Consider the following 14,711-nt stretch of genomic DNA (forward strand, 5'->3'; position numbering starts at 1 on the left):
TCCTGACCCAGTCAGTTTTTCCCCGGAGTTTCCCCCATGGCCGACGTCGTCCTCTACACCAAGCCCGGTTGCCCCTACTGCCACGCGGCCATGGCCCTGCTGGACCGCAAGGGCGTCGACTACACCGAGATCGTCGCCTCCAACGACCCGGCCAAGAAGGCCGAGATGGTCGAAAAGGCCGGCGGCAAGGCCACCTTCCCCCAGATCTTCATCGACGGAAAACACATCGGCGGGTCCGACGACATGAGCGCCCTGGACCGTCGCGGCGGGCTGGACCCGCTGCTGGCGGGCTGATGTCGATCCGCCTGCCCATCGCCCTGATCCAGACACGGACGCCGGCGACGGCGGCCGCGGCCCTGGCCCATGTCGAGCCCCTGATCCGCCAGGCGGCGGCCGGGGGGGCGAAACTGATCCTGACGCCCGAAGGCAGCAACCTGCTGGAACAGCGTCGGGATCGTCGGGCGGAGGCGATCACCGACGAGGACCAGGACGCGGCCGTCATCGGCCTGCGGCATCTGGCGGCGGAGCTGGGCGTCTGGCTGCTGATCGGCTCGGCGATCGTGAAGTCTGGCCACGCCGGCGATGCCCGCGCCGCGAACCGGTCGCTGCTGATCGACGCCAACGGCGGCATCGTCGCGCGCTACGACAAGCTGCACGTCTTCGATGTCGATCTGGCCAATGGCGAGACCTACCGCGAGAGTTCGACCATCCGACCCGGGGACGCGGCCGGGATCGCCGACACGCCCTGGGGGCGGCTGGGGCTGACGGTCTGCTACGACGTCCGCTTCCCGCAGCTGTTCCGCCAGCTGGCCAAGGCCGGGGCCTGTCTGATCGCCGTGCCCGCCGCCTTCACCGTGCCGACCGGCGAGGCCCACTGGGAGACCCTGCTGCGCGCCCGGGCGATCGAGACCGGGGCCTTCATCCTGGCCCCGGCCCAGGGCGGCACCCATGAGGACGGCCGCAAGACCTGGGGGCATTCGATCGTGGTCGGGCCCTGGGGCGAGGTGATCGCCCGGCTGGATGACGACGAGCCCGGCGTCCTCCATGCCACCCTGGACCTGGCGGCCGTCGAGGCGGCGCGCGCCGCCGTGCCGCAGCTGCGCCACGACCGCGACTTCGCCGCGCCTGGAGCCTTGGCGTGATCCGCTATGCCCTAAGGTGCGACGCCGACCACCCCTTCGAGGCCTGGTTCGGATCGTCCGGCGACTATGACGACCAGGCGGCGCGCGGCCTGGTCGAATGCCCGTTCTGCGGCTCGCACGGGGTGGCCAAACAGATCATGGCCCCCGCCGTGGCCGGGACCCGCCGATCCGCGCCCGCCATGGACATGGCCAAGGTCCAGACCATGATGATGGAAGCCGCCCGCGAGGTGCGCAGCCACGTCGAGGCCAATTTCGACTATGTCGGCGACACCTTCGCCCGCGAGGCCCGCGCCATCCACGAGGGCAGCGCCGAGAAGCGCGAGATCTATGGCGAGGCCACGCCGGCCGAGGTCAAGGCGCTGAAGGCGGACGGGGTGCCCTGCGCCGCCCTGCCCCCCGCCCCGGTCGATCCGGCCAAGGCCCACTGATGCCGAGCGGCTGGCGGTCGATGCGGCCGGAGGATCTGGACCGCGTCGCCGCGATCGCCGCCGTCGGCTTTCCCGATCATTTCGAGGGGCGCGACTGTTTCGAAAACCGTCTGGCGCTCAGCCCGGCGGGCTGTCTCGTGCTCGAGACGCCGCAGGGGCTCGAGGGCTATCTGGTCGCCTACCCGTGGCGCGCGGATGCGGCACCGGCCCTGAACACCCTGATCGAGACGATCCCGACGGACGCCGGGGTGATGTATCTGCACGACCTCGCCCTGACGCCCGCCGTCCGGGGCCAGGGCTGGTCGAAGCCCGCCGTACAGGCCGTGGTCGATCTGGCGAGGGCCGGCGGCTGGCGGACGCTCGCCCTGGTCGCCGTCAATGACGCCGCCGACTTCTGGCGCGGTCACGGGTTCGCGGTGCGCGAGGTGCCAGGCATGGCGGACAAGCTGGCCAGCTATGGCCCGGACGCCCGCTACATGACCCAAACGGTCTAGTCGCGGGTCCAGCCCTTTTCGGCCATGCAGGCGCGGAAGGCGTCGCGGCTCTCCGTGCGGGCGTCGCAGTCGGCGCGGGCGGCGTCGAAGGGCTGGGCGTTGTTGCCATGCCAGGCGTCGTCGTCGCCCTTGGCGTCGATCACGGTGATGCAGCCCGAGGTCATCAGGGCGGCGGACAGGCTGGCGAGGATCAGAAGGCGTTTCATGGAGAGCTCCCGGTGCATGAGCCCTCTGGATGTCACCGGTCGCCGACGAAATCCCGTTACCAATCCGTCATCTGGATGAATTCGCGGTAAGGTGACGCTTCAATCCCTGGTCGCGACCATCATGTAGTTGACGTCGGCGTCGGCGCTCTCGCGCCAGCGGTCGGACAGGGGGCTGTAGACCAGGCCGTAGGGGCCGGTGACGGCCAGGGGCTCGGCCGACAGCATCAGGCGGATCTCGTCGGGCCGGACGAACTGCCGCCAGTCGTGGGTTCCGGCCGGCACCCAGCGCAGGATGTATTCGGCCGCCACCTTGCCCAGGGCCAGGGACTTCAGGGTCCGGTTCAGGGTGGCGACGATCAGGATTCCGCCGGGGGCGACCAGGCGCGAACAGGCGCGCAGGAAGCTTTCCGGGTCGGCGACGTGTTCGATGATCTCCAGCACCAGAACGACATCGAACGGCCCGGCCCCCTCGGCCTCGATCTGTTCGACCGTGGCGGCGCGATAGGCGATCTCCAGGCCCGCTTCGGCCGCATGGGCGCGGGCGGTTCCGATGTTCTCGGACGAGGCGTCGACAGCGGTGACGTCGAAGCCCAGCCGGCGCATCGGTTCGGCGATCAGGCCCCCGCCGCAGCCGATGTCGATCAGGCTGAGGCCGGCGAAGGCCTCGCGCCGGGCCGGATCGCGGCGGAACCGCTCAGCCACCCGGTCGCGGATGAAGGCGAGGCGGGCCGGATTGAACTTGTGCAGGGGCGCGAAGGGGCCGCGCGCGTCCCACCATTCCGCCGCCTGGGCCGAGAAGCGGGCGACGTCGGCGGGGTCGATGCTTGCGCCCTCGGCCCGATCCGTCGCATCGGCGGCAAAGCCTTGCCCCGTTTGGGGTTTGCGCTCGGACGAGGGGTCGTTAGAAGCGGCCATGGCGCAAGGGTGAACCTCTTTTACGGCCACCATGCAAGACGGGGATTTCCGCCACGATGACGCGGACGACATGACGGCACCGGCGACCAAGCGACTGGTGATGAAGTTCGGCGGCACCTCCATGGGCGACCTGGAGCGGATCCGCCGCGCGGCGCGGATCGTCGCCGCCGAGGTCCGGGCCGGGCACTCGGTCGCGGTCGTCGTGTCGGCCATGGCGGGCAAGACCAATGAGCTGGTGGCCTGGACCGACGGCGCGGGTGCCGCGGCCCCCGGCCTGCCCCTGTCGGACGACGAATACGACGTGGTCGTCGCCTCGGGCGAGCAGGTGACGTCCGGCCTGCTGGCCCTGACCCTGCGCAACCTGGGTCTGAACGCGCGCAGCTGGATGGGCTGGCAGATCCCGATCCTGACCGACGAGGATCATGCCCGGGCCCGCATCGTCGATGTGCCGGGCGAGGTCCTGGGGGCCGCGCTGGACGCCGGCGAGATCGCCGTGGTGCCGGGCTTCCAGGGCGTGTCGCCCTCGGGCCGGATCACCACCCTGGGCCGGGGCGGGTCGGACACCTCGGCCGTGGCCGTGGCGGCGGCCCTGGGCTGTCCCTGCGACATCTACACCGACGTCGACGGCGTCTACACCACCGACCCCCGGATCGAGAGCCGGGCGCGGCGGCTGGAGAAGGTCTCCTACGAGGAGATGCTGGAGATGGCCTCCCTGGGGGCCAAGGTGCTTCAGACCCGCTCGGTCGAGCTGGCCATGGCCAAACAGGTCCCGGTGCGGGTCCTGTCCAGCTTCATCGAACCCGACGAAAACGGCGTCCTGCCCGCCAAGTCCGGCACGCTCATCTGTGACGAGGAAGAAATCGTGGAAAAACGCATCGTGTCCGGCGTGACCATGAGCCGGGACGAGGCCCGGATCACCCTGCTGGGTCTGTCCGACCGGGTCGACGCCCCCGCCGACGTCTTCACCCGCCTGGCCGAGGCCAGCGTCAACGTCGACATGATCGTCCAGTCCCAGGCCCGGTCCGAGGGGGCGGTCAACCTGACCTTCACCACGGGCCGACGCGACGCCGCCCGCGCCGCCGACCTGATGCGGGCGCACCAGGCCGAGATCGGTTTCGAGGAGATCCGCGTCGACGAGGACGTGGCCAAGGTCTCGGTCGTCGGCGTCGGCATGCGCAGCCACGCCGGCGTGGCCCAGACCATGTTCCGCGCCCTGGCCGACAAGGGGGTCAAGTTCCAGGCCATCTCGACCTCGGAAATCAAGATCTCGGTCCTGATCGACGCCGCCTACGCCGAACTGGCCGTGCGCGCCCTGCATTCGGCTTATGGGCTGGACGCTGTATAGCGTGGGGTAGACCCGCGCCCTATCTCGGGCCGGGACAGGAGTGGCGATGCCGGTAGCGGGCGGAACATTGACGAGGGGGCCACGCGTCCTCCTGCGCCAGATCCGCGAGGCCATGGCCGACGGCGGCCCGGCCCAGGGGCGTCTGGACGTCGTGGTCACCACCATCGCCCAGTCGATGGTGGCCGAGGTCTGCTCCATCTATCTGCGGCGCGCCTCGGGCGAGCTGGAGCTGTTCGCCACCCACGGCCTGAACCGCGACGCCGTCCACGCCACCCGGCTGAAGGCCGGCGAGGGCCTGGTCGGCGAGGTGGCCCGCATGGCCCAGCCGATCAGCCTGTCGGACGCTCCCAACCACCCCAGCTTCTCGTATCGGCCGGAGACAGGCGAAGATCCCTACCACGCCTTCCTGGGGGCCCCCCTGCTGCGCGGCGGTCGGGCCATCGGGGTGCTGGTGGTCCAGAACCGGGCCGAGCGCCGCTATGACCCCGACGAGGTCGAGGACATCCAGACCATCGCCATGGTCCTGGCCGAGACCGTGGCGAGCGGCGAGCTGCTGGCCCAGGAGGAGCTGCGCGACATCGAGGTCGCCCCGCACCGCCCCGAACGGATCAAGGGGCAGAGGTTCGCCGAGGGGCTGGCCTTCGGCCATGTCGTCCTGCACGAGGCCCCCCTGGCCCCCGAGCGCCTGCTGGCCGAGAACCAGCAGGTCGAGGAGATTCGGCTGCGCGAGGGCCTGAACGCCCTGAAGGCCTCGATCGACGCCCTGCTGGACGGGGGCCAGGGCAAGCTGGCCGGCCAGTCCTATGAGGTGCTGGAAACCTATCGCATGTTCGCCGACGACCGGGGCTGGAACCGGTCGCTGGAGGAGGCGGTGCGCGGGGGCCTGACGGCCGAGGCGGCCGTCGACCGGGTCCGGAACGAGCACCGCGCCCGCTTCGCCCAGGCCCGCGACCCCTATATCAAGGAACGGCTGCACGATTTCGAGGATCTGGCCAACCGGCTGCTGCGGGTGCTGGGCGGTGAGAAGCCCGGCCAGCGCGACCTGCCGGACGACGCCATCCTGGTGGCGCGGAACCTGGGCCCGGCCGATCTGCTGGAATATCCACGCGACCGCATCCGCGGTTTGCTGATGGAGGAGGGGTCGGCCGCCAGCCATGCAGCGATCGTGGCCCGCGCGCTGCAGATCCCCTGCGTCGGACGGCTGCAGGGCATCCGCGACCGGCTGAGCGAAGGCGACATCGTCATCGTCGACGGCGAGGCGGGCGAGGCCCACCTGCGGCCCCGGCCCGACATGCTGGACTCGGTCCAGTCGCGCATGGCCCTGCGCGACCAGCGCCAGGCCGAGTTCACCAAGCTGCGCGACGTGCCGGCGATCACCGCCGACGGCACGCGGATCACCCTGCTGACCAATGCGGGCCTGGCGGTCGATCTGGAGAACCTCGACGCCACGGGGGCCGAGGGCATCGGCCTGTTCCGCACCGAGTTCCAGTTCATGGTGTCGGAGGAACTGCCGCGGCTGAACAGCCAGACGGCGCTCTACAAGATGGTGCTGGACGCGGCCGGCGACCGGCCCGTCACGTTCAGGACGCTGGACATCGGCGGCGACAAGGTCCTGCCCTATATGGAGACCTCGGAGCGCGAAGAGAATCCGGCGCTGGGGCGGCGCGCCATCCGCCTGGGGCTGGACCGGCCGTCCCTGCTCCGCCTGCAGCTGCGGGCCCTGCTGGCCGCCGGAGCCGGACGCGAGCTGCGGGTCATGTTCCCGATGATCGCCACGGTCGACGAGTTCCGCGCCGCGCGCGAGCTGGTCGACGTCGAATGCGACTGGGCCCGGCGGCGGGGACGGCCCCTGCCCGCGCGGCTGCGGGTCGGGGCGATGATCGAATGCCCCAGCCTGCTGTGGCATCTCGACGCGCTTCTGCCCCTGACGGACTTCGTCTCGGTGGGCTCCAACGACCTGTTCCAGTACATGTACGCGGCGGACCGGACCAATCCCCTGGTGTCGGATCGCTATGACGCCCTGTCGCCGCCGGCCCTGCGCGCCCTGCAGTCGATCCAGAAGGCCTGCACCGAGACCGGCACGCCGGTGTCGGTCTGCGGCGAGCTGGCCGGGCGGCCGCTGGAGGCCTTCGCCCTGATCACCCTCGGCTTCACCCGGCTGTCGGCCCCCGCCGGCGGCGTCGGGCCGGTCAAACGGATGATCCTGTCGGCCGATCTGGTGGCCGCGCGGCGGGGCATGGCCAATCTGCTGGGGTCCTCGGCCGGCTCGATCCGCAACGAGATCGAGAGCCTGGCCCGGAAATTGAACGTCAGCCTCTGAGTCGTCCTTCATCGGGACGACCCAAGCTTAACAAGACGTTGAACCGGCAGGCCTGATGAGTTATCCACAAGACGAGGCGGCGCGGCCTGTGTCGGCAGGCGGTCACTGTCACACCGAAATGGTAAACGATGGCCAGTTGCGTACGCCGTCGATCTTCGGCGGCGCGTCGAGTAAGGGGCAAGGCGTCATGGCGCTGGATACGGGGACGATCCCCGACGAGTTTCGGGCCCACCCGGATTGGAAGGACCCCGTTCCCTCCATCACGGACGCCGCGACTCTCGGCAGCGGCCTGCGCCAGGCGCGCGAGCTTTCGGGACGCGCCGTGGCCGAACTGGCGGCCGACACCCGGGTTCACGAACGCTATCTGCGCGCCCTCGAAGAGGACAATATCGCGGCCCTGCCGTCGCGGGTCTTCGCCATCGGCTATGTCCGCGCCTATGCCGGGGCCCTGGGTCTCGACGAACAGCTGGCGGTCGAACGCTACAAGCGAGAGACGCCCGACGCCTCGGTCGCGCTGCAGGCGCCGGTCGGCGTCGCCTTCGAGGACGTGAAACGTTACTCGCCGCGCATCATCGGCGGGGTCGTGCTGCTGGCGGTCGCGGTCATCGGCTGGAACGTGTTCCAGCGCGTCAATCTGATGCGCGCCCCGCAACCCTCCGACATCGCCGAAGTGCCCGAGAGCTGGTCGCTGGGCAACGTTCCCGGTCAGGACGTGGTCCACGTGGGCGCCGCCATGGCCGCGCCGCCGGACCAGACCACGCCCGCCCTCTACATCACCCCCGGCCTCGAGGCCGAACTGACGGGCATCGATCCCACGGACACGGCCGCGGTCGCGGCGGCGGCGGCCGCCAATGCGCCGCCGGTCCAGGCCGCCTTCAATCCACGCGGCGCCATCTACGGCGCGCCCGCCACCGCGTCGCAGGTCGTGATCCAGGCCCGGAAGCCGGGGGCCCTCGTGGTCCGCATGGCCGACGGACGGGTACTGTTCGCGCGTCAACTGGCCGCGGGCGCGGCCTGGCGCGCGCCGGCCGGCGTGTCGGCCATCATCGACGTGTCCGACCCCGCTGCCTTCGACGTCTATCTGAACGGCGAGCATGGGGGTCCCCTGACGGGCGTCCTGACCCCCCTGGCCCAGCTGAACACCCGGGCCCAGGCCCTGGCCCGCCAGACGGCCGCCCAGCTTCAGGCCGAGGCGACGGCCGCCCAGGCGACCGCGGCCCAGGCCTCGCTCCAGGCCCAGGCGGGCACGGTCCAGACCGCCGGTCCGGCCGCACAGACCCCTCCGGCCGTCGGAAATCCAGGCTGACGTCACGCGCGGCTTCAGCGTCATGGCTTCGACGCAGGGTCTGGCCTATATTGAACCCGTCATGAGCGACCACAGCCATATCCGTCCCTGGCGCCATATCGAGCGCCGCAAGTCCCGCCAGATCATGGTGGGCAACGTCCCGGTCGGCGGCGACGCGCCCATCACCGTCCAGTCGATGACCAATACGCCGACGTCGGACGCCAATGCGACCATCGGCCAGATCCGCGAGCTGGAAGAGGCCGGGGCCGACATCGTCCGCGTCTCCTGCCCCGACGAGGACTCGACCGCCGCCTTCCGCACCATCGCCCGCGAGGCCAAGGTCCCGCTCGTCGCCGACATCCATTTCCACTACAAGCGCGGCATCGAGGCCGCCCAGGCGGGGGCCGCCTGCCTGCGCATCAATCCGGGCAACATCGGCAATGCCTCGCGGGTCCGCGACGTGATCCAGGCGGCCAAGGATTACGGCTGTTCGATGCGGATCGGCGTCAACGCCGGCTCGCTCGAGAAGGAACTGCTCGAAAAGTACGGCGAGCCCTGCCCCGAGGCGATGGTCGAGAGCGCGCTGAGCCACGCCCGCATCCTGCAGGATCACGACTTCCACGAGTTCAAGATCTCGGTGAAGGCCTCCGACCCCTTCCTGACCGTCGCCGCCTATCAGCAGCTGGCCGACGCCATCGACTGCCCCCTGCACCTCGGCGTGACCGAGGCGGGCCCGCTGCGGACCGGCACGATCAAGTCGGCCATCGGCATGGGCAACATGCTGTGGGCCGGGATCGGCGACACCATCCGGGTCTCGCTCGCCGCCGACCCGGTCGAGGAGATCAAGGTCGGGTTCGACATCCTGAAGTCGCTGGGCCTGCGCCACCGGGGGGTGAACATCATCGCCTGCCCGTCCTGCGCGCGCCAGGGCTTCAACGTCATCGAGACCGTGGCGGTGCTGGAAGAGAAACTGGCCCATATCGCCACCCCGATGTCGCTGTCGGTCATCGGCTGCGTCGTCAACGGCCCGGGCGAGGCCCTCTATACCGACGTCGGCTTCACCGGCGGCGGGGCGGGGTCGGGCATGATCTATCTGAACGGCAAGATCGCCGGAAAACTGGCCAACGCCGGCATGGTCGACCACATCGTCAGCCTGGTCGAGGCCAAGGCGGCCGAGCTGAACGCCGCGCGCGAGGCCGAGGCGGTCGCCCTGGTGGCGGCGGAATAGGCGCACCGCGCTCTTGTCACACAGGTTTTACGGCGAGAGGATACGCCGATAATCGTCTATGCGGCAGGCAATGGGGCAGGTCGCGCGCGTTCTTTTCCGGGGGGAAAATGTCTATTCATCGCATCATGGTCGCAGCTTGCGCCGCTCTGGTGGTTTCGGCCTGCGCCACCTCCGAAGATACCGTGCCGATCCCCTATTCGGTCGCCGCCGCGCCACGCGTTCCCGGCGCTGAGTCGATCGCCGTCACCGTGGCCGCCAGCGACGCGCGCACGGACAACCGGGCGCGCATCGGGGCTCAGATCAACGGTTATGGAATGGAGATGGCCGCCATCCGGTCGGAGGCCGAGGTCGCCCAGGTCGTTCAGGACGCGATCGCGGCCGAGTTGACGCAACGCGGCTACGCGGTCGGCGCGACCGGGTCGCGCGTCAGCGCCGAGGTGCGGACCTTCTACAACAAGTTCTCGGTGGGTTTGCTTTCGGGCAAGTCCACGGCCGACGTCGCCTTGACCGTGACGGTCGCGACCCCCGGCGGAAGCCAGGTCTACAGCCGCGAGATCACCGGCAAGGCCGAGCGTTCGGTTCAGCTGGCCAATGGGGGCAATGCCGCCACCACCCTGTCCCAGGCCCTCTCGCAGGCCCTGGCCACCCTGATGGCCGACCCGGAATTCACCGCCGCCCTGACCCTATAGGCGGGGCAGCCCCGGGATCGCCAGGCGATCCCGGTGACAATCCGTCAGCCCGCGAAGGCGCGCTTGCAGAGCTCGGCCCCGAAGGCCCGGCTCATCTGTTCTTCCGCCTCGGCCATGCTGATCGCGGCGATGAGTCCGCCGCCCCCCGCGGAGCGGGAGATCTCATAGTCGCCCACGGTCTCGCCCGTCGCGGGGTCACGCAGAACCGCCGTCCCACGAATGACGTTCGAATCGCCCACCAGATAGGCCATGGCGGGATTGGCCGCCTTGAGCTCGCTGAGCCGGATCTCCAGCCGCAGCGGCTGGCTTCCCTTCGCGCATTTGGCCAGTTCCTCGGTGACAAGTCGGTCGAACAGCGCGGCGAACTCGCCCGAGACCGTCGTCGGAGCCGCGGTCAGGACGACGTCGCCGATCGACGCCGCCCGCGCCCGCTCCGGCGAAAGCGCCTTGATGGTGTCGCCTCCGCTGGAGGTGACGCAGCCTGACAGGCCGATCGCGGCCACGGCCGCGCACGTGATGATCGTTTTCATGATTGGTCCCCCCACGCGCCATGCACGCGCGCCAGATATCTTACCCTTGCGCCTGTGCTCAGCAAGCGGTTGGGGCACACGAACGGTCCGCCTTCACCCGCAGCCGTTGCCGCCGTGCCGAGCGCTCCCGGCCTTTCCCCATGGCGCAATCCGGCTAAGCTCCAGGCTTTCCGGGGAGCACACCATGACCTTCGCCTCGCGCCTGGCCGGCCTGCTGGCCGCAGTGTTGTGGCTCACAGCCCCGGCGGTGAGCTGGGCGCAGGCGGATCCGGCCCCGGCGGTCGCGCCCCTCGGCGATCGGACCCTGAAGGCCGCCGACGGCCGCGACATCCCCGTCTTCGTCTGGACCGCGCCCGAGGAACAGGGGGTCATCGTCTTCGGCCACGGCCTCGGCGGCGAGCCACAAGCCTATGCGGCGTTGCTGTCGCAATGGGCCGAAGCGGGCTTCACCGTGATCGCCCCCCTGCACGTCGATTCGCGGCGTCACCCCGGCGGCGGCCGGGTCGGCGGAGGCCAGGCCCTGGCCACGCGCGTCGCCGACCTCGTTGCCGTTCGGGCCCTGGTCCAGGCCGAGCACCCCGATCGCCCCCTGGTCATGGCGGGACACTCCTTCGGCTCGCTGCTGGCCCTGATCCAGGGCGGGGCCGTCACGGCCATGGGCCCGATGGGCGATCCGTTGGTCAGGGCCATTGTCGCCCTGTCGACGGCCGGCGACCTGCCGGGTCTGATCACGCCCGAGACCTATGCCGGCCTGGCCGCGCCCCTGCTGATGATCACCGGCGACGCCGACACGGTCCCGACCTATGCGCCCGACTGGCACGCCCACCGCAGCCCCTACGACCGCTCGCCTTCCGGCGACCGGATGCTGGTGATCTTCGAAGGCGGCGACCACAATCTGGTGCGCGACGGGACGGAGGCCCAGCGGGAGTTGGTGCGCACCATCACCCTCGACTTCATGCGCGCCCATGCCCTGGGGAATGGCGAGGCGGCGGCGCGCCTTGCGACGCTGGTCGCGCCGGCCGGGGTGCAGATCGAGCGGCGCTAGGCACGGGTCGGTCGCTTGCCGCCCGAGGCCGCCAAGCGCATAATCCGCTGATGCCCGCCCTGGACCCTATCGTTTCCGAGTTCGCCTCGACCGAGGATGAGGCCGCCTATGACGTGTGGTTCCGCGCCAAGGTGCGAGAGGCTTTAGCCAACCCTGGTCCCGATATTCCCCATGACGAGGTGGTTGCCAGGATCAAGGCCCGTCTCGCGTCGCTGAAAACGTGACCCGTGGCGGTCGTCGCCTGGACCGATGAGGCCTTCGACGATCTGGATGCCATCAGCCTGTATATTGGCACTCGGAATCCAGCGGCGGCCGATAGGTTGGCAGAGACGATATGGACTGCGGCCGAACGATTGGGCGAGCGACCCTTCGCCTACCGGGCCGGCCGAGAGCCCGGAACGCGGGAAGCTGTCGTCCACCCCAACTATACCATGGTCTACGCCGTAGGCCTCGAGACCATCAGGATCCTGCGCGTCCTCCACACCAGCCGCGAATACCCCTGAACGGATGCCGTGAACCGTGGGCCACCGCCAGGTCCTCCGGACGTGCGAAGGGGTGCAGATCGAGCGCCGGTAGTCCGCGACGGATGAAGACCGCAAGCCTGCCTCAGGCGAAGACCCCCGCCAGCTGCATGCCCTGGAATCCGGCCAGCAGCAGCAACAGGCCGCCGACGCCGTAGGTCAGGGCCCGCTGGGGGACGGTCTTGGTGATCCAGCCCGCGAACGGCGCGGCCATCAGGCCGCCGACCACCAGGCCGGCCACGGCCGAGAAATGGTTCTCCAGCGCATCGGCCTCCTTCCAGTGCCCGGTCACCAGGGCCCAGACGAAGGTCGCCGAGATGGCCACCGTCAGGAAGAACTCGGCCGTGTTGACCGTGCCGATGGCGCGGCGCGGCTCGGCCCCCGCGCCGACCATGGCGGACGAGACGGTCGGGCCCCAGCCCCCGCCGCCGATGGCGTCGAAGAAGCCGCCCACCAGGCCCAGCGGCGCGACCAGCCAGCGCGGGATGTGGCGGGGACGCTCGTTCCGGGTGGCGCGATACAGGATGTAGCAGCCCATGGCCGCCAGATAGGCGATGATGAAGGGCTTGATGACGTCGCCGTCGAGCCCGGCCAGCACATAGGCCCCGACGCAGCCGCCGATGACCCCCGCGATCGCCAGCGGCAGCAGCAGCCGCCAATCCACGTTCCTGTGCCAGATGTGCGACCCGGCCGAGGCCGCCGTCGTGAACACCTCGGCCCCGTGCACGCTGGCCGAGGCGGTCGCCGGCGGCACGCCGAAGGCCAGCAGCACCGAGGAGGAGATGACACCATAGGCCATGCCCAGGGCCCCATCGACCGCCTGGGCCACCGCCCCGACCAGCAGAAACAGGAAAAACGTATCCATTCAGTCCCCTTCTCGAAGCGCGATCTCTAGACCGTCGCTTCCGACCCGTCGAAACGGCAATAACTGCTGGACGTCGATAGCGCTGCTGAACGTCGGCCTGCGCCCGTCGCGACAACCCGTCGCAGGAACGCCAGTCATCAAGCCCGGTTCAGATCGGGCGTCCAGACACGATGTCCGGCGCAGGATCAAACCCCTGTCAGAGCGAGTTCCATGGTTCAGTACGCAGAAACACAGCATGCCCTCGAGAACGGGATCGAGTCGGTCAGCGCCGAAAAGGGCGTCACCCTGATCGAGAAATGGGAAGACAGCCTCAAGGAGGTCGAGGGCACGGGCGCCAAGAGCATCCTGCGCGACCTCGGGGCGCTGAAGACCGCCCTCAAGGCCAAGGAGCCCGACTCCGCCAAGATCGGCACGCTCCTCAAGAAGCTCGGTCAGGAGACGACCGAGATCGCGGGCGAGGCCGAAGGCGCCGCCGGCGACAAGCTGAAGGCCATCGGCGAAGGCCTGTCCAAGGCCGCCTAAGGGCAAAGACATCTCGGGCGGCGTGACCAATCGGCTTTGAGCCGCTAGAAGCGCTGGCTTCGCCGCCCGAGGTTTCCGTCTTTGCATCTTCCCCAGTCCAAGCTCGACCAGGTCCTCGACCGCTTCCACCAGGTGGAGGCGCGGATGGGCGCGGCCAGCGACGGGCAGGAAATCGTGCGCCTGTCGAAGGAGCACGCGGAGATGAAGCCCGTCGCCGATGCGGTCCTGGCCCTGGCCAAGGCGCGCACGGAGATCGAGGAGCTTCAGGCCATGACGGCCGATCCGGACATGGCGGCCATGGTGGCCGACGAGCTGGAGACGCTGAACGCCCGCCTGCCGGACATGGAGCGCGACGTCGCCCTGCTGCTGGCCCCGCGCGACGCCGACGAGAACGCCTCGGCCGTGCTGGAGGTCCGCGCCGGCACCGGCGGGGACGAGGCGGCCCTGTTCGCCGGCGACCTGTTCCGCATGTATTCCCGATACGCGTCCACCCGCGGCTGGAAGGTCGAGCTGGACTCGGCGACCGAGGGCGACGCCGGCGGCTACAAGGAGATCATCGCCACCGTCACCGGCGACGGCGTGTTCGGCCGGCTGAAGTTCGAGAGCGGCGTGCATCGGGTCCAGCGCGTTCCGACCACCGAGGCCGGCGGACGCATCCACACCTCGGCCGCCACCGTGGCCGTCCTGCCCGAGGTCGAGGACGTCGAGATCGAGATCCACGACAAGGACATCCGCATCGACACCTACCGCGCCTCGGGCTCGGGCGGCCAGCACGTCAACAAGACCGACTCGGCGGTGCGCATCACCCACTTTCCGTCCGGGATCGTGGTGACGTCGTCGGAGAAGTCGCAGCACGTCAACCGCGACAAGGCGATGAAGAACCTGCGGGTGCGCCTGTACGACATGCAGCGCCAGATGAAGGACAATGCCCGTTCGGACGCGCGCAAGTCACAGGTCGGATCGGGCGACCGGTCCGAGCGCATCCGCACCTACAACTACCCCCAGGGGCGGGTCACCGACCACCGCATCGGCCTGACCCTGCACAGCCTGCCGCAGATCCTGGAGGGCGATCTGGACGCGATGCTGAACGCCCTGATCGCCGAGGACCAGGCCGCGCGCCTGTCGGACCTCGAGGCCGAGTTCGCCTGAACCCGGCCCGCGACGCCGGCACGCTTG

18 protein-coding genes are annotated in these 14,711 nt (G+C 69.8%); 14 read left to right on the forward strand and 4 right to left on the reverse strand.

All coding sequences use genetic code 11. The annotated features are described in order from the left end of the window. Positions 1–36: 36 nt before the first annotated feature. Genes grxC through BZG35_RS00595 form a run of 4 tightly spaced genes read left to right on the forward strand, consistent with a single transcriptional unit; the run spans position 37 to position 2,064 of the window. Positions 37–294, forward strand: a complete 258-nt coding sequence (gene grxC / locus BZG35_RS00580) for a glutaredoxin 3 (RefSeq protein ID WP_077353831.1) — start codon at positions 37–39, stop codon at positions 292–294. Then, positions 294–1,142, forward strand: a complete 849-nt coding sequence (locus tag BZG35_RS00585) for a carbon-nitrogen hydrolase family protein (protein WP_077353832.1) — start codon at positions 294–296, stop codon at positions 1,140–1,142. Before grxC ends, BZG35_RS00585 begins: the two co-directional genes overlap by 1 nt. Further along, entirely contained in the window at positions 1,139–1,570 is a 432-nt protein-coding gene (locus BZG35_RS00590; protein ID WP_077353834.1) for a DUF1178 family protein, read from the forward strand. The genes BZG35_RS00585 and BZG35_RS00590 overlap by 4 nt, the downstream gene beginning before the upstream one ends. Then, positions 1,570–2,064 (forward strand): GNAT family N-acetyltransferase, encoded by a 495-nt coding sequence (locus BZG35_RS00595; protein ID WP_077353836.1) that lies wholly within the window; start codon positions 1,570–1,572, stop codon positions 2,062–2,064. Before BZG35_RS00590 ends, BZG35_RS00595 begins: the two co-directional genes overlap by 1 nt. Here BZG35_RS00595 and BZG35_RS00600 read toward each other — a convergent pair. After that, the gene (locus BZG35_RS00600; protein ID WP_077353837.1) at positions 2,061–2,270 is read right to left on the reverse strand and encodes a hypothetical protein; all 210 of its coding nucleotides are present in this window, start codon (positions 2,268–2,270) and stop codon (positions 2,061–2,063) included. The two genes, BZG35_RS00595 and BZG35_RS00600, sit on opposite strands and share 4 nt — an antisense overlap. A 99-nt stretch (positions 2,271–2,369) precedes the next feature. Next, positions 2,370–3,185 carry a bifunctional 2-polyprenyl-6-hydroxyphenol methylase/3-demethylubiquinol 3-O-methyltransferase UbiG gene (gene ubiG / locus BZG35_RS00605; protein WP_150125874.1) on the reverse strand — a complete coding sequence of 272 codons (816 nt, stop codon included), beginning with the start codon at positions 3,183–3,185 and terminating at the stop codon, positions 2,370–2,372. Between the two features lie 70 nt (positions 3,186–3,255). Between ubiG and BZG35_RS00610 the strand changes: the two genes are divergently transcribed. The 5 genes from BZG35_RS00610 (at position 3,256) to BZG35_RS00630 (ending at position 10,052) form a co-directional block, all read left to right on the forward strand. Next, on the forward strand, positions 3,256–4,530 hold the full coding sequence (locus BZG35_RS00610) for an aspartate kinase (protein WP_077357691.1): 1,275 nt from the start codon (positions 3,256–3,258) through the stop codon (positions 4,528–4,530). Between the two features lie 46 nt (positions 4,531–4,576). Beyond that, positions 4,577–6,850 (forward strand): phosphoenolpyruvate--protein phosphotransferase, encoded by a 2,274-nt coding sequence (ptsP, locus tag BZG35_RS00615; protein WP_077353839.1) that lies wholly within the window; start codon positions 4,577–4,579, stop codon positions 6,848–6,850. 187 nt (positions 6,851–7,037) lie between these two features. Next, positions 7,038–8,156: a RodZ family helix-turn-helix domain-containing protein gene (locus BZG35_RS00620; protein ID WP_077353841.1), complete on the forward strand. Its 1,119-nt coding sequence runs from the start codon at positions 7,038–7,040 to the stop codon at positions 8,154–8,156. 61 nt (positions 8,157–8,217) lie between these two features. Beyond that, a complete protein-coding gene (gene ispG / locus BZG35_RS00625; protein WP_371454823.1) occupies positions 8,218–9,363 on the forward strand; it encodes a flavodoxin-dependent (E)-4-hydroxy-3-methylbut-2-enyl-diphosphate synthase in 1,146 nt (381 codons plus the stop codon). 107 nt (positions 9,364–9,470) lie between these two features. Further along, positions 9,471–10,052, forward strand: a complete 582-nt coding sequence (locus BZG35_RS00630) for a YajG family lipoprotein (RefSeq protein ID WP_077353844.1) — start codon at positions 9,471–9,473, stop codon at positions 10,050–10,052. A gap of 44 nt (positions 10,053–10,096) precedes the next feature. On the opposite strand, the gene BZG35_RS17800 is transcribed toward BZG35_RS00630, so the two are convergent. Next, a complete protein-coding gene (locus tag BZG35_RS17800; RefSeq protein WP_171981844.1) occupies positions 10,097–10,582 on the reverse strand; it encodes a hypothetical protein in 486 nt (161 codons plus the stop codon). 184 nt (positions 10,583–10,766) lie between these two features. Here BZG35_RS17800 and BZG35_RS17805 point away from each other — a divergent pair, with 184 nt between their 5' ends. The 3 genes from BZG35_RS17805 to BZG35_RS00650 are packed head-to-tail and all read left to right on the forward strand — an operon-like array spanning position 10,767 to position 12,130. After that, positions 10,767–11,627 (forward strand): serine aminopeptidase domain-containing protein, encoded by an 861-nt coding sequence (locus tag BZG35_RS17805; RefSeq protein WP_171981845.1) that lies wholly within the window; start codon positions 10,767–10,769, stop codon positions 11,625–11,627. A gap of 50 nt (positions 11,628–11,677) precedes the next feature. Continuing rightward, positions 11,678–11,851 carry a stability determinant gene (locus BZG35_RS00645; RefSeq protein ID WP_077353849.1) on the forward strand — a complete coding sequence of 58 codons (174 nt, stop codon included), beginning with the start codon at positions 11,678–11,680 and terminating at the stop codon, positions 11,849–11,851. Between the two features lie 3 nt (positions 11,852–11,854). Then, positions 11,855–12,130, forward strand: coding sequence for a type II toxin-antitoxin system RelE/ParE family toxin (locus BZG35_RS00650; protein WP_077353851.1), 276 nt, complete (start codon positions 11,855–11,857; stop codon positions 12,128–12,130). 103 nt (positions 12,131–12,233) lie between these two features. Here BZG35_RS00650 and BZG35_RS00655 read toward each other — a convergent pair whose 3' ends face one another. Beyond that, positions 12,234–13,013 (reverse strand): sulfite exporter TauE/SafE family protein, encoded by a 780-nt coding sequence (locus BZG35_RS00655; RefSeq protein ID WP_077353853.1) that lies wholly within the window; start codon positions 13,011–13,013, stop codon positions 12,234–12,236. Between the two features lie 210 nt (positions 13,014–13,223). On the opposite strand from BZG35_RS00655, the gene BZG35_RS00660 reads away from it, so the two are divergent. After that, complete coding sequence (locus BZG35_RS00660; protein ID WP_077353855.1) at positions 13,224–13,535, forward strand: hypothetical protein; 312 nt, start codon at positions 13,224–13,226, stop codon at positions 13,533–13,535. A gap of 81 nt (positions 13,536–13,616) precedes the next feature. Beyond that, a complete protein-coding gene (gene prfA, locus BZG35_RS00665) occupies positions 13,617–14,684 on the forward strand; it encodes a peptide chain release factor 1 (RefSeq protein ID WP_077353857.1) in 1,068 nt (355 codons plus the stop codon). The last annotated feature ends 27 nt before the right edge of the window (positions 14,685–14,711 follow it).

Origin of the sequence: Brevundimonas sp. LM2, assembly GCF_002002865.1 — a bacterium.
GTDB lineage: Bacteria > Pseudomonadota > Alphaproteobacteria > Caulobacterales > Caulobacteraceae > Brevundimonas.